This window comes from Azospirillum endophyticum (genome assembly GCF_016595245.1).
In the GTDB taxonomy this organism is placed as follows: domain Bacteria; phylum Pseudomonadota; class Alphaproteobacteria; order Azospirillales; family Azospirillaceae; genus Azospirillum; species Azospirillum endophyticum.
In genome coordinates this window covers 56,760-71,237 of the sequence record NZ_JAENHM010000058.1, presented here as the reverse complement: position 1 = coordinate 71,237, position 14,478 = coordinate 56,760, and the positions used below count along the sequence as shown (strand labels likewise).

General features: G+C 68.0%; 7 protein-coding genes. 1 reads left to right on the top strand and 6 read right to left on the bottom strand.

The genetic code is table 11. The features are described 5' to 3' along the window. Positions 1-13: 13 nt before the first annotated feature. Positions 14-2,722, bottom strand: coding sequence for a PD40 domain-containing protein (locus JHL17_RS18810; protein WP_200195351.1), 2,709 nt, complete (start codon positions 2,720-2,722; stop codon positions 14-16). A gap of 589 nt (positions 2,723-3,311) precedes the next feature. Between JHL17_RS18810 and JHL17_RS18805 the strand changes: the two genes are divergently transcribed. Then, positions 3,312-7,472 carry a HigA family addiction module antitoxin gene (locus JHL17_RS18805; RefSeq protein WP_247893654.1) on the top strand — a complete coding sequence of 1,387 codons (4,161 nt, stop codon included), beginning with the start codon at positions 3,312-3,314 and terminating at the stop codon, positions 7,470-7,472. Between the two features lie 566 nt (positions 7,473-8,038). On the opposite strand, the gene JHL17_RS18800 is transcribed toward JHL17_RS18805, so the two are convergent. The 5 genes from JHL17_RS18800 to JHL17_RS18780 form a co-directional block, all read right to left on the bottom strand. Then, entirely contained in the window at positions 8,039-8,686 is a 648-nt protein-coding gene (locus tag JHL17_RS18800) for a hypothetical protein (RefSeq protein WP_200195350.1), read from the bottom strand. 134 nt (positions 8,687-8,820) lie between these two features. Continuing rightward, positions 8,821-9,303 carry a hypothetical protein gene (locus JHL17_RS18795; protein ID WP_200195349.1) on the bottom strand — a complete coding sequence of 161 codons (483 nt, stop codon included), beginning with the start codon at positions 9,301-9,303 and terminating at the stop codon, positions 8,821-8,823. A 99-nt stretch (positions 9,304-9,402) separates the two neighbouring features. Then, positions 9,403-10,917 carry a cyclic nucleotide-binding domain-containing protein gene (locus tag JHL17_RS18790; protein WP_200195348.1) on the bottom strand — a complete coding sequence of 505 codons (1,515 nt, stop codon included), beginning with the start codon at positions 10,915-10,917 and terminating at the stop codon, positions 9,403-9,405. A gap of 114 nt (positions 10,918-11,031) precedes the next feature. Further along, entirely contained in the window at positions 11,032-13,824 is a 2,793-nt protein-coding gene (locus JHL17_RS18785; RefSeq protein WP_200195346.1) for a bifunctional diguanylate cyclase/phosphodiesterase, read from the bottom strand. Beyond that, positions 13,824-14,330 (bottom strand): hypothetical protein, encoded by a 507-nt coding sequence (locus JHL17_RS18780; protein WP_200195345.1) that lies wholly within the window; start codon positions 14,328-14,330, stop codon positions 13,824-13,826. Before JHL17_RS18780 ends, JHL17_RS18785 begins: the two co-directional genes overlap by 1 nt. Positions 14,331-14,478: the final 148 nt, after the last annotated feature.

Here is a 14,478-nt window from a genome sequence, read left to right as displayed (position 1 = left end):
CCCTTTGCCCGGATCAGCCGGTGACGAACCAGCCTGCCGAAACCTGATCCGCCCGGATCCCCGCCAACTGGACGCCGTCGGACGGGCTGAATCGCACCAGCGCATCGGCGCCCAGGCTTTCCACCGTCCAAGCCTGCCCGGCTCCGATCCGCAGGCGGTCGCCGCCGGCTCCGTCGAAGTCGGTGATGACGTCGATGCCGCTGCGCGCGCCGAAAACGAAGAGGTCGGCCCCGGCCCCCCCGGTCAGCGTGTCGGACCCGGCCCCGCCCACCAGCACGTCGCTGCCGTCGCCGCCGCTCAGCCAGTCGTCGCCCAGGCCTCCGGACAGATAGTCGTCGCCAGCCCCGCCGGTGAGGGTGTCGGCGAAGCGGCCGCCGACCAGCAGGTCGGTGCCGCCGTCACCGGTCAGGGCGGCGCCCGCCGCCGCGGACGGGTCGGCCACCTGGGCACGGAAGGCGGCGCCCGATGTCCGTCCCTGCGCGTCGGTCAGGGTGACGGTGCCGGCGAAGGTGCCGCCGGCATAGAGGTGGTTCACCGACAGGCTGCCGGCCCCGTCCGTCACCGCCCGCGTGGTGGTCTGCCCATCGCCCCAGGCCACAGAGACCGAGACGGCGGCGTCATGGCCCGCCCCGGCCGCAAGCCCGCCGCCGGCCAGCCCACCGATGGTCAGGTCGACGGTGTTCGCGTTGCCGGCCAGCCTGTCCTCCGGCAGCCGGTCGAGGTCGATGGCGAGGACATCCCGGACCTGGTTCGCCTCGCCGGACGCGGTCGAGTGCTTCGTGCCGAGATAGGCGACGCTGTCGGAGGTCAGGGTGAGCACGTCGTAACCGGTGCCCAGATCCGATCCGTCGGCGGCGGTGATGCGGCGGACGGCGCCGCTGTCGAGGTTCTTGACGTAGAAATCCGCCACCCCGTTGGTATCGCCGGCGTCGAGGTTGGTCGCGGTGCTGGAGAACACCACCGACCGCCCATCGGCGCTGAATTTCACGGCGCTGCTGATGCCGTTGGCCGCCGTGCCGTCCGCCGCCGCGCTGACCAGCTCGACGGCCCCGGTCGCGGTGTCGAGGATGTTGACGCTGCCGCCCTGTATCCGGCTGAACAGGACGAAACGCCCATCCGCCGACAGGTCGATGGGGGCGGACAGGTCCACATAGCCGCTCACCTCGAAAAGGGTTTCGGCGCCGCTTCCCATGTTGCGGACGACGAGGTCGGTTCGGGTCTGCATGCCGCCGGGCACGTCGGCCGGCACGTCGTTGTAGCGCGCGAAGACCAGGGTGTTGCCATCCGCGGACAGCGCGGGAGTGCCGAGCGGTCTCAGCCCGTTCTGCGTGTCGCCGAGGTTCGTCTTCGTGCCGGTGTCCGTGTCGTAATGGATGGTGGGCAGCCCATTGAAGCCACGGTAGGCCTTGCTCTGGAATGCGGCCACATCCCCGTCCCCGGAGAGGATGAGGTTGAAAGGTACGCTGGTCCCGTTGCCGACGGCGACGGTGTTCCCGGTGGCGAGATCCCGGATCCGCACCTCGCTCGGGCCGCCCATCCCGAAATACCCGCCATACTGGATGTCGCTATAGGCCATGGCCGATCCGTCATCGGACATGGCAAGCGACAACGGCGTGCTGTAGATGGAATCCCCCACCCGGTCGATCTTCGACACCGCACCGGTTTGCAGATCCTTCAGGTACAGGTCGACGCTGTAGTGGGCATAGGGCTGCTGCGGCGTCGCGGCGTCCAGCGACTTGACGCCGTAGGCGAGGTAACGGCCCTCGGCCGACATCGCCGCCACGTTGACGGCCTGGTCGGCGCTGCCGGTGTCGCTGTTCTTGACGATGCGCGACATGGCCGTCGCGTCGAAACCGGCCGGTCCCCAGGACAGCAGCGGCGCGGACGGACCGGCGGGATTCGGGCCGGAGGTGCCGCCGGACAGCAGCACGTTCTCGCGCGTCAGCGACGCCTTGGTGACGCCGACCAGCTGCACGCCGGTGTTGCCGCTGAAGACGAAATTCAGCCCGTCGGCGTTCTCGGTCGCAGACGCCACCAGCGCCTCGAAGCTCAGGCCACTCCAGCCCCGCAGGTCCAGCACGTCGCCGCCGGTACCGGCCTGGAAGTCGCCGATGGCGTCCCAGCCGTCGTCGGGATTGATGACGAAGTGGTCGGACCCGGCGCCGCCGACCATCCAGTCGTTGCCGCCGCCGCCGATGATGACGTCGCTGGCGGCGGTGCCGCTCAGCAGGTCGCGCGCGGCGGTGCCGGTGATGGTGTTGGATGCGGGGAGCGGACCCGACGGCTCGCCGCCGGCCAGCCGGAAATTGGCGGCGGTCAGGCTGGCCAGGGCCACGCCCTGCAGGCGCAGGCTGGCGGTAGCGCTGAAGGTGATGATGGTGTCGCTGCCCTCGGCGGTCGCTCTCGACAGCACGTCCTGGAGGCCGGCGATGCCGGTGTAGGCGGTCAGGTCCAGCACGTCGCCGCCGGCGCCGGCCTGGAAGTCGGCGATGTAGTCCCAGCCGCCGCCGGGGGCCAGGACGAAATGGTCGCTTCCGGCCCCGCCCTGCATCCAGTCGTTGCCGCCGCCGCCGGCGAGCGTGTCGTTCCCGTCGCCGCCCATCAGCAGATCGCGGCCGCTGTTTCCGGTCAACAGATCATCGCCGTCTCCGCCGCCGATGGTGTTGTCTTCGGCATTGCCCGTCAAGGTGTCGTTCCCAGCGGTACCCCAGATAGTCGCCATGCGTGCGCTCCGTCAGCTTATTATTGCAGAAGCGCGCACATCTTCGCCGCAGGGTCGTTTCCCGCAATCCGCTCACTCAGGCATCATCCATCTTGGCGTGTACAGGCCGAAGGTGATCCCGTAAGGATGATGCACAATCTTTGAGGGAGGCCGGAACCGGACACCGCCCCCTGCGCGGCCCGTCGCGCCGGCCATCGAGCGAAGGTCCGCGCCCGGTCGGGCAGGGCCTGCATTGATGGCAGCGGTCCTGCCGCGGTGTTCGAAAAGCAGATCTTCCCGCCGATGCCTGTTTCGGAAGACAGCAGCCGGGACGGCGGCAATCGAAGCCTTCGCTCGTCCAGCGACGTGCAGGATAGAATCAGCCTGTCCAAAGGGTGTCGGGAAAAGGAGCGGCGACCGCTCCGAAGGAGGTCGTCGCTCTCTCTCGGGCAGCCTATTCTCCTTGTCCGGAAACCCGTCCGACAAACTATGTGTCTGGGAAACCATCCTCGAAGCGGGTTTCCGGACAGCTTGGCGGCTGGCCATCAAACTGCGGTTTCCCGGATTGTCGGACGGCTCACCAAGAGTCGGTTTGGCGCTAGGAGTGGACATGAGCAGCCGGATTTCTACCAGATCCATCCCCGGCAATCAGCACTCATTGTATCGCGTAGCGTTACACGATACAATGATGATTATGAATGAGTCTGAAGCACCTCATCCCGGCATCTACATCCGCCAGCAGGTCCTGCCAGCAAGCCTAACTGTCACGGCCGCGGCGAAGCAATTGGGCGTGGGTCGGCCAGCCCTGTCCAATCTCTTGAACTGCAAGGCCGCCTTGTCGGCGCAAATGGCGGTCAGGCTGCAGAAGACCTTCGGCTGCGACAGCGAAGAGTTGCTGCGCCGCCAAGCCACCTACGACCGAGCGCAGGCCCAGACCCGTGAGCCTGAGATTGCGGTGCGCGCCTATGCACCAAGCGTCCTGTCGATTAAGGCCATGCAGATCGAGGCCTGGGCCGACAGAATTGATGCGCGCCACGAACTCGCGGCGCTCCTGCGCCGCTTGGTCTACTCGACCGGCGAAGGCCTCACTCAACTCGACTTTCCAGCGTTTGAGAATGCACAGCGACACGGCTGGGACGGGTTCGTCCAGGCCGACGCCGCGACGCCTTGGATTCCCCTTGGCAATTCCGGATGGGAGTTCGGGGTCAACCAAGACCCTGCCCAGAAGGCCGAGCACGACTACGCAGCCAGGACCAAGGAGCTCGGCGCCGCCGAGCGGGCAGGCCTGACCTTCGTCTTCGTGACGCCACGCCGCTGGGCCGGCAAGACGGCCTGGGTCGCGGCCAAGGCCGCTGAAATGAAGTGGAGGGGAGTCCGGGCTTACGACGCCAGCGATCTGGAGCAGTGGGTCGAAACCTCGATCCCCGGCCAAGCGTTTTTCGGCGACCGCCTGCCGCTTCAGGACACCGATCTTCTCGATCTTAAAGCTGCCTGGAGCCGGTGGGCCAACGCCGCCGAGCCGCCGCTCAGCAAGAGCCTGTTCAAGGCCGTAGCCTCGTCGGCCGCTTATCTCTTAAGTAGCTGGCTTAGCAGCCCCCCCGAGCGGCCGTTCACGGTGGTGGCTGATTCCACGGCGGAGGGTCTGGCCCTTCTGGCCTGTGCATTCGAGTCCGGTGCACTTGAAGACGGGCGCGCGCGCGAGCGCGCCGTCGTCGTCAAGAGCCCTGCGGCGCTGTCCAAGCTGATGGCGGCGACCTCTGGGTTCACCGCGATCATCGATTCCACGGCGGTCGAGTCGCAGGCCGAGGATGTTTTCCACCGCCACCACACTATCGTGGTAACCCACCGCAACGGCGTCGAAGACAGCGCCGACTTCACCATGGACTTGGTTGAGGACGAGACGTTCCGTGGGGGCCTTGGTGAAATGGGGTTCGGGCACATCGACGTCGAACGGCTGGACCGAGAGTCCGGTCGGTCCCTGACGGTTCTCCGCCGCCGCTTGGCGCAGTTGCCTGCGTTGCGGTCGCCGCCCTGGGCGGATGATGCCAACGCGGCGCGGCGGCTGGTGCCGTTGATGCTGGTGGGCGCTTGGGACTCGGGCTCTCCGGCCGACCAGGCGGTGGTCGATGCCATGGTTGCCCAGCCCTATGACGACGCAGAAGCCACTGTGGCTGAGTGGGTCGGTGAGGCGGACAGCCCATTGTGGTCCATCGGCCGGATGCGGGGCGTGGTCTCCAAGACTGACGCCTTTTATGCCCTGCAGCGCCACATAACGCCCGCGCACCTCCGCCGCTTCTTCGACGTCGCCCGGGTCGTCCTGTCGGAGGCCGATCCCGCCCTGGACCTACCTGAGGACAAGAAGTGGTGCGCAGCGATCTACGATAAGACGCGGCGCCACTCGGGGGCCTTGCGCCGGAGCCTCTGCGAAACCCTCGTCCTGCTGTCGGTGCACGGCGACAACCTCTTCAGGACGCGCCTGGGGGTCGACGTGGTCGGCCAAGTCAACGCGCTGATCCGGGACTTGTTGACGCCCCTCGACGGCGCGACTTGGCAGTCCCAACAGCATGACCTCCCGCGCTATGCGGAAGCCGCTCCCGAGGTATTCCTCGGCTTGGTCGACGGCGATCTGCGCAGTTCCGAGCCGAAGATTCACGCACTGCTGCAACCGACAGGGCCGGGTCCGTTTTCTTGGCCCGGCCGCACGGGTCTGTTGTGGGCACTGGAGGCCCTAGCCTGGAAACCTGACCGGCTGGGCCAAGTGGTCGAACTGCTGGCGAAGCTGGCGGAGATCAAGATCAGCGACAACTGGGTCAACAAGCCGGAGAATTCGCTCGCCTCCATCTTCCGGTGCTGGATGCCGCAGACCGCCGCGCCAGTGGAGGCGAGGATCGCGGCACTCGAACGGCTCTGCCATCGTCATCCCGCGATCGGCTGGCGCATCTGCCTCAACCAGTTTGACCGCCGCGCCGCCATAGGTCATCACAGCTCCCGGCCGCAGTGGCGCGCCGACGCCGCCGGCACCGGAGAGCCGGTCTCACGGTACGAAGCCTACCAGACAGCTAGGCGAGCGCTCGACATCGCGTTGGCTTGGCCGAACCACGACGAGCACACCTTGGGCGATCTCGTCGAACGGCTGGACGGGATTCCCGATGACCAGAATGCGGTCTGGTCGGCCATCCGCGCTTGGCTGGCCACATCGCCTCCAGAGGCGGCCAAGTCCAAGCTACGCGAACAAATCCGCCGCTCCACAATGGTGCGCGCGCCGAAGCAGCCGCGTGACGGGGAACCGCCTGTGTCAGTACAGGCGCGCGAGGTGTTTGACGCACTGCTGCCCAGCGATCTGATTTGGCGCCATCAGTGGCTTTTTGCGCAGCACTGGGTGCGGGAGTCCGTTGAAGAGCTCCACGACGGGGATCTCGACTTCCGCCAGCGGGAGGCGCGGATTGAGCAGCGTAGGCGCGAAGCCCTGACCGAGGTGTGGCAAGGGCTGGGTCTTGAGGGCGTTCGTCAGCTTTGTCGCCTCGGCGACGCTGCGTCCATCATCGGCAGCATCCTGACGAAAATCCTGACACCGGTTGAGATAGACGATGTCGTTGCCGAGCTCGCGGAAGGGCCAGCCGACCATGCGATGGACCAGTGTCTGTCGGGCCTGCTCTGGAGCCTGACCTCGGATGATCGCGCAAGGGTTTTCGATGCCGCCTGCCGCCCTACCGGCGGCAATCGCTACACTGCGGCTGGCCTCCACCGCCTCGTGCTGCGTTCGCCGTTCGGGGCTGAAACCTGGTCGCGACTAGACGCGTTCCCGACTGAGGAGCGGGCTCGCTACTGGGCCGAGGTCAACCCGCGTCCGCTGTTTCGTGAGGACGGCGACGAGGTCAACCAAGCGGCCAGCCACTTGCTGGATGCCCGCCGGCCGCGGGCCGCATTCGCCACGGTCCACATGGCCTTTGGCACCCTGACAACTGACCGCCTGATGCGGCTACTGACCGAGGTCGCCACGATCGATGCCGAGCCGACCGGGCACTACCCTCTATCGCAGCATGATCTGTCGGAAGCCTTCGATGTCCTGTCCGAGCGATCGGACGCCGACCCTGACGCCCTGGCCGGCCTGGAGTTTCTGTACATTGATGGTCTCAGTGACACGAAGCACGGCATCCGCAACCTCGAACGTCAGCTTTCCGAGTCGCCCTCGTTGTTCGTGCAGGCCCTCGCCCTGACATTCCGCCGCAAGGACGAGGAAGAAGACCCACCGGAGCTGAAGACCGATAACCCGGAGCTGGCGCAGAAACGAGCGCAGTCTGCCTATACCATGCTTTCCCAGGCGCGACGCCTGCCCGGGATGAATGACAAGGGCGAACTCGACGGCCAGAAGATGCGCGACTGGATCGTCAACGCCCGCGCCCTGGCTCGCGACTTTGGCCGTGACGAGATCGCCGACAGCCAAATCGGACAACTTCTCTCCCATAGCCCGGTCGGATCGGATGGCTTCTGGCCGCATGAGACCGTGCGAGAGGTGCTTGAGGACCTGGGCACCGACAGGCTGGCCAGTGGCATGATGATCGGTAAGAAGAACGCCCGCGGCGTGGTGTGGCGTGGTCGAGGCGGCGATCAAGAGCGCGACATTGCGAAGGGCTATCGGGATGCCTCGGCAGCCGTCGCGGCTGAGTATCCCTTCACCGCCCGGTTACTGAACGAGTTGGCGCGCTTCTACGACCGCGACGCGGCTTGGCACGACGATCGCGCCTTGGTCGAAAGGCGCCTGCACAAGTGATGGCTCCGAGTTCTGTGCAGATGAACCTTAGAATCTGGCGCTTTGCGAGCGTGAGTAATGGTCCGCTTTAGGTCAACAGCGGAAGCGTAAAGGCCGTGTCCGTCAAAGGGTGGCGAAGCGGACACTCCGATCCGGGTGGATCGGAGTGTCGCGAGAAGGGGCGGACGGTGCCGGACGCGCTGGTCGAGATAGCGCCGACACGGGACAGCGTCTGAATGGCGGACGACATCGACGCTCCGCACGGCGGAGCGGTCCTGGTGCCGGGCGATGCCGCTCCGATCGCCATCGTGGAGGCGATCCAGCGCTCGGCCTATCTTGCCTATGTGGAGGCGAACGCCAGATGGCCGGTGCGGATCGGCGCGGCGGAGTTCCTGTTCGGCACGCGCCATGGCCTGGACTTCGCATGGCCGGTGGCGGACGAGCCGGGCATCCCCGGGCCCGTGACGCCGGCCCCCTGTTCCTGGCCTATCACCAGCAGACAGCGGCCGGGCCGGCGGACGGCTATCGCCTTGAGTTTGGCGATCGGAATCACGCCCGCAATCGAGTCCGATCTTACGCGATGCGATCTACATCGGCGGCGTCAGGCCGTCCTTTCCGATGCTGATCGACGAGGCGACCACGGCGGACTCCGCAACGGGCCGCCCGACGACGATGACCTTGGCCCCGGCCGTCAGCGCCGCCTTGTCGGCGGGTTCGAACGCCACCACCGGCACGTCGTCGGGGATCAGGATCCGCTTCTCGTCATTGCCATACTTGACGGTGGCAACGCGGCCGCTGGCGCTCACCAGGCTGCCCACCGTGCCGTTCGTCATGGAGCCGCCCTCGCCACCGAGATCCCAGGGGCGCGACCCTTCCCCCGTGCCGCGCATGCCCGGCGGGAAGATATGCACCTCCAGGGCTCGAAGCGTGCCGTCCGCCTGCGGCACGGCAGCCGTGCCGATGTAGCTGCCAGGCTGGATGCTCTCCAGGCTGTTCTTGACGATGTAGGTGAGACGGGTGCCCGCCGGCACCTGGACATGGACCGCGCCGCCGCTTCGCGTCGTCAGGTCCAGGGCATCGCCGGCAACGGACTCGATGGTGCCGCGCAGCCGGACCGGCTCGGCGCCGGAGGGCGGCATGGTCTGCGCCGTCGCCGCGCCGGCCATGATCACGCCAGCCGTGATCGCAAGTGTGGAGAACAGGGCGGCTACCGTGCGCCTCGTCATCGCGGTCATTTCGTTTCCCGATATCCGATGCTGTTGCACGGCAACTTAGCATCCCGCCCAGCCGACGCGCATGCCGGAAAGGCGGGGGAGCGTTCACATGTCCGTGAGGGCCAAGCGCCCGTGAGGCGCCGTGGAAAATCGGCTCACGGCGGCGGGGGCAGCCGGTCCGGAGCGACCTCGACCGGGTAATCGGCGAAGAAGACCGGGAAGGTCCCATGCTCGGCGGCCCCCAGCATCGCGACATACCAGCCGGCATAGGCCCAGTCCGCCCCCTGGCCGTCGCGGGCGATCTCGGGAAAGCGCTCGATGAACTTCGCGGCGAGGCGGCGGGCGGAATCCTGCGTCGTATCCTCCCAGCCGAAATAGCGGTCCTTCTGCCCGGTGCTGTAGCTGGCGACCCGCCGGCTCCAATCGAGCGGCTCCCAGCCGTTCGGGGCCACGTTGCCCGCCGGGGTGACGTGGCAGCGCCAGTGGCAGCCGGAAGGAGCCATGCCGGGCGCGATCCTGAGCCGCTGGTACCCGACCTTGTGAAGCTCGCCCACCATGGCGAGCAGGCGGCCGGCCCAGCGGATGGCCGGATCGCCGGGCGGAGCCAGCGACACCGCCATGATCTTCGTCTCGCCCATCCGTTCCTCCTGCCGCCGCTGCCGGCGTCGCCGATCCGGTCCCCGTCCGTCCGGTCCTCGTCCGTCCGGCCTCGCCAAGCATAGGATGAGGCATCCGGCTCAATGAGGCATCTGGAACAACTGGCGTATCCGCGCCACCATCATCGTGGCGACCGATCCGTTCCCGCCCGGTTGGTCGGCCGGCTGGAAACGATGCTGTCCCGTCGCGGCGTGGCGGGCAAGCGTGGCGCCGAGTTCCTCGACCATCCCCGGCCTGTCGCGCAGAAGCGGCGCCAGGCTGGTCTTCGCGATCTCATAGACGACGACGAAGGTCAAGGCGCGGATCGTCCCGGGCTCTCCGGCCCCCATCAGAACCCCGCCCTCGCCGAAACAGTCGCCGGGGGCAAGGCGGGTCAGCTCGATCTCGCGCCGCGGCTCGTGCCGGACGGCGGCGAGGACGCCGCTGCGGACGATCATCAGGGACTCCGCGACGTCGCCCTCCCTGATGACGACCTCGTCCTTGCGGTAGGTCCTGCGGGTCATCGTCTCGGCGAGCGCCGTCTTCTCATCCTCCATCAGGGAGGCGAAGAGCGGAAGGGCATCGAGAAGCCGCAGGGATGTCGGCCGGTGCAGGGGAGCGGCGGCCGCCGCCGGCACGCCGTCCGCTCCCGGGAGGCCGGCGGGCTGGGCGAGCCGCAGCCCCGCCGCCTTGGTGTGGCGGTAGATCAGGTCGAAGATCTCGTTGCGCGCCGCCGTCATCGCCGACAGTTCGGCGACCCAGAAGGACAGCTTGACCTCGATCGCGTGGGCGTCCATCGCGATGATCCGCACGGACGGTTCGGGCAAGGACAGGATCGCGTTGCAGCTCAGCAGGACGGCCCGCATCACCTCGCAGATCGCCGCCGGCCCGGTGGTCAGCTGCAGGCGGACCGTCAAGGTCCCACCATGGTTCCGGTCCGGGCTGCTCAGATTGGTGAGCCGGGCCTTCGCCAGATCGCTGTTGGGCAGGACGACGAGGTCGTTGGTGCCGTTGAGCAGATAGGTCGCCCGCCAGTTGGTCTCGACGACGCGCCCTTCGGTCCCGTCGTTCAGCACGATCCAGTCGCCGATGGCGTAAGGCCGGCCGATGTTGAGCGCGATGCCGGAAAACACGTCGCTCAGCGTGCTCTGCATGGCCAGGCCCAGGATGATGGCGAACACCCCGGAGGTGGCGATCAGGGTTCCCACCGGAATGCTGAAGACGTTGGCGATGACCGACAGCACCGTGCCGACATAGATCATGCCGACGACCAGATCCTGGATCAGCCGGCCTTCCCGGGGTTGCCGTTCGAAGATGAGGAAGACGCGGGCGAATCCCACCAGGGCCCAGGCCGCGTTCGTCCACCAGACCACCTTGGCGAAGCCGATGAGGATCCGCTGCAGGACGAAGGGCTCCGACGGGCCGGCCTCGTAGGGCACGATGCCGTGATAGAGCAGCAGGATGGTGAGGGCCGCGAAGAACAGGATTTGGCCGACAAGGCGATGGGTCGGGTGGTGGCGCAGCGCGACGCGGGTGACGAGAGCCCCGATCAAGGCCAGGGAGCCGGTCTGCACGATGGGATCGGCCAGCAATTCGGACAGGTTCGGATCGTTCAATCGCACGCTTCCCTTTCGCCCGGGCCGGGCGGGCCGGCACCGATGGCGAGCGTCGCATAGACCGCCGCCGGACGCCACAGCGCCGCCCGGTTCGCCGGCGGGCCGGGCGGGCCGTCACCCCGCCGGCGAGGGCTCGACCGCGGTCACCGTCTCCAGCAGCCGCTCCACCTCCTCGGCCGGGACGGGACGGCTGAACAGGAAGCCCTGGTAGCTTTCGCAGGTGAGGTCGCGCAGAAGCTGCAACTGTTCCTGCGTCTCCACCCCCTCGGCGATCACCGACAGGCCCAGGCTGCGGCCGAGCCCGACGATGGCGCGCGGGACGGAGGCGTCGCTGGCGCCGGTCGACAGATCGTGGATGAAGGAGCGGTCGATCTTCAGCTTGTCGATCGGCAGCCGGTGCAGGTAGCTGAGGCTGGAATAGCCGGTGCCGAAATCGTCCAGCGCGATCAGCACGCCGCGCCGCTTCAGCGCCGCCAGGGTCTCCGCGGCGGCTTCGACGTCATCGATCAGGGTGCTTTCGGTCACCTCGATCTCCAACTCCGGCCCCTCCAGGCCGTTGGCGTCGAGCGCCCGGGCGACCTTGACCGGCAACTGCCCGTCGCGGAACTGGGCGCCGGAGACGTTGACCGCCACCGGGATCGACAGGCCGAAGCGGGTGCGCCAGTGCCGGATCTGGGCGCAGGCCTCGGACAGCACCCAATCGCCCATCGCCAGCACCAGCCCGGTCTCCTCCGCCACCGGCAGGAAGCGGCCGGGCAGGATCATCCCCTCTTCGGGATGGCGCCAGCGGACCAGCGCCTCCAGCCCGACGATGCGGCCGGTCAGGGTGTCGACCTGGGGCTGGTAGACCAGGAAAAGCTGACCCTCGCGGATCGCCCGGCGCAGGCTGCCTTCCAGGTCCATGCGCTCGCGCGACTTGGCGCCCATCTCGCGGGTGACGAAGCGGAAGCCGTTCCGCCCCTGCTCCTTGGCGTTGTACATGGCGATGTCGGCGCAGCGGATCAGCCCTTCGGGATCGTCGGCGTCGTCGGGGTAGAGGCTGATGCCGATGCTGGGCGTCACCACGAAATTCTGGCCGCCGACCGCGAAGGGGCTGGCCAGATGCGCCACGATCTTTTCCGCGACGCAGGCCGCGTCCTTCGGTTCCGTCACCCGGCGCAGGACGATCAGGAACTCGTCGCCGCCCAGCCGGCCGACGGTGTCGCAGTCGCGCAGGCCGGCCTGCAGCCGGCGCGCCACCGACCGCAGCACCTCGTCGCCGAAGCTGTGGCCCAGGCTGTCGTTGATCACCTTGAAGCGGTCGAGGTCGATGAACAGCACCGCCACCTTGGTGTCGTCGCGCCGTCCCTCGCGCAGGGCCTGGGCGATGCGGTCGTACAGCAGCACCCGGTTGGGCAGCCCGGTCAGCGCGTCGAAATGCGCCAGATACTGGATGTGCTGCTCGGCCCGGCGCTTCTCGCCGATGTCCTCGGCGAAGGCCAGCACGAATTTCAGCGCGCCGTCCGCGGTGACCGGCTGGAAATGCAGGCTGAAATGGCTGCGCCGGCCGCCCAGCAGGAGCGGCTGGTCGGAGTCGAGCTTGCCGCTCTCCCCCTGCAGCGCCGCCTCCAGGGCGACGACCGACGCCTGGTCGCCGAAGCGCAGCCGCGCATCGGTGCCGATCAGCTCCGGCCGGGGCAGCCCGGCGGCGGCGGCGAAGGCCGGGTTGCAGTCCATGACCAGCCCGTCGGTGCCGACCAACGCGATCCCCAGCGGCGCCTGGGTGAACAGCTGCCGCCGCTCCGCCTCCTGCAGGCGCAGCGAGGCGGTCATCCCGTCGGCCAGTTCCACCGCCCGCGCGTGGGTCGCCAGCCCCATGCGCAGCGCCAGCGCCAGCGCGATGCTGAGCGCGATGCCGCCGGTCAGCAGCGCCCCGGGCACCCAGTCGCGGACGGAGAACAGGCCGTCCGGGAAGCTGTCGTAGCGGACGGTCCAGACCCGCCCGCCGACCACCAGTTCCCGCATCAGGCTGATGTCGGACGCGATCCCCACGGGGCTGCGGCTGCGGTAGAGCGGAAATTCGGCGTCGGCCTGCGGCACGTCGTAGATCTCGATCCCGGTGTCCAGCTGGCTTTCGTCGACCAGCCCGTCCACCAGCGGGCCGATCCTCACCGGAGTCAGCACCACGCCGGTGAAGGAGGCGCGCCGCGCCTCCAGCGACGGCGGCAGCGGATCGCCGCGGTATGTGGCCTGATAGAGGATGAAGGCGGGCTTGGCCCCCGCCGCCTCGTCGATCTTCAGGGTGACGGCGCGGGTGGCCGCCGGCTCGCCGCTGTCGCGCGCCCGCTCGATGGCGGCGCGGCGCGTCGCCTCCGACATCATGTCGAAGCCGACGGCCCGCGCATTCGCTTCGTTGACCGGAGCGGTGAAGACATTGACCACCCGCTCCGCTCCGGCACTTTCCGGCCAGATGCGGAAGGCCGACAGGCCGGCCGCCCGCATCGACGCCACCAGATCGCCCGCCCGCTCGGCCGTCACGGCGCGGGCATAGGCGATGGAGATGATGCCGGGATAGCGCCGCGGCATGTCCAGCGCCTCGACGAAGCGGTTCCACTGGGCCCAATGCAGGTCGGGAAAGGTCATCGCCAGCGAGGCGGCGCTGCGCGCCACCTGCTCGTACACCCGGAGGCGGTCGGCAAGCTGGGCGTGGATCTCCTCCGCCCGCGCGGAAAAGCGCCGCTCCTCCTCGCGGTGAAGCTGATGTTCCGACTGGCGCATCGCCAGCAGCGACAGGCCGGCGCCGGCAATCAAAACCAGCAGGGGAAGCGCCAGCAGCACGTGCAGATTGCGCAGAAAACGACGGAAGGCTGTGTCCGGAGCCGAGGCCGGCGGGCGGTCCGCGATGGGATCGGCTGCCGGTTCCGCCATCAGAACTCCTCGAGAATTTTGGGACTGGTCAGCAGCAGCTTTTCGATCATCCCCAGGATCTGCTCGATCTTGCTGCGGGTGGCGTCGAGTTCGTCGGCCGTCTTGTCGTCGATGCCGGCCTCCAGCAGCATGCTGTCGAAGGTGTGCAGCGTCTCGTTGAAGGCCTTCTGCTCCGCCACCAGGACGTCGAAGGCCCCCAGCGAAGCGGTCAGCGCCAGCGGCGGGTCGCTGACGAAGGAATGGCTGATGTCGGTGAAGATGGCGATGGCGCTCAGCTTCTGCCGGATCACCCATTGCGGGAAGTTCGACGGCAGTTCCCGGCCGGCGGCTCCCAGCCTTTCCTGGATCGAGAAGATCAGGCCCTGGATGTCCAGATAGGCCGCCCGAATCTCGCGGAAGCGCGGAAAGGTCTTCGGCTTTCCGGCGGCACGCAGGCGGCCAAGCGCCGCGATGTCCTCGGTCAGCTTGCGGGCCATCCGCAGCACGACGTCCGTCACCTTCGACATCACACGCCTCCGCTCAACAGGCCGCCCTCGCGCATCGTCGACGAACCGGCGCACCACCCCCGGCGGCCACCCCGGCTTCCGTCGTCCAGGCTACACCAGATCCCATCCCGATCGTTAGTGTTACCCGCCGGCGGACCAAAAGCCGCAG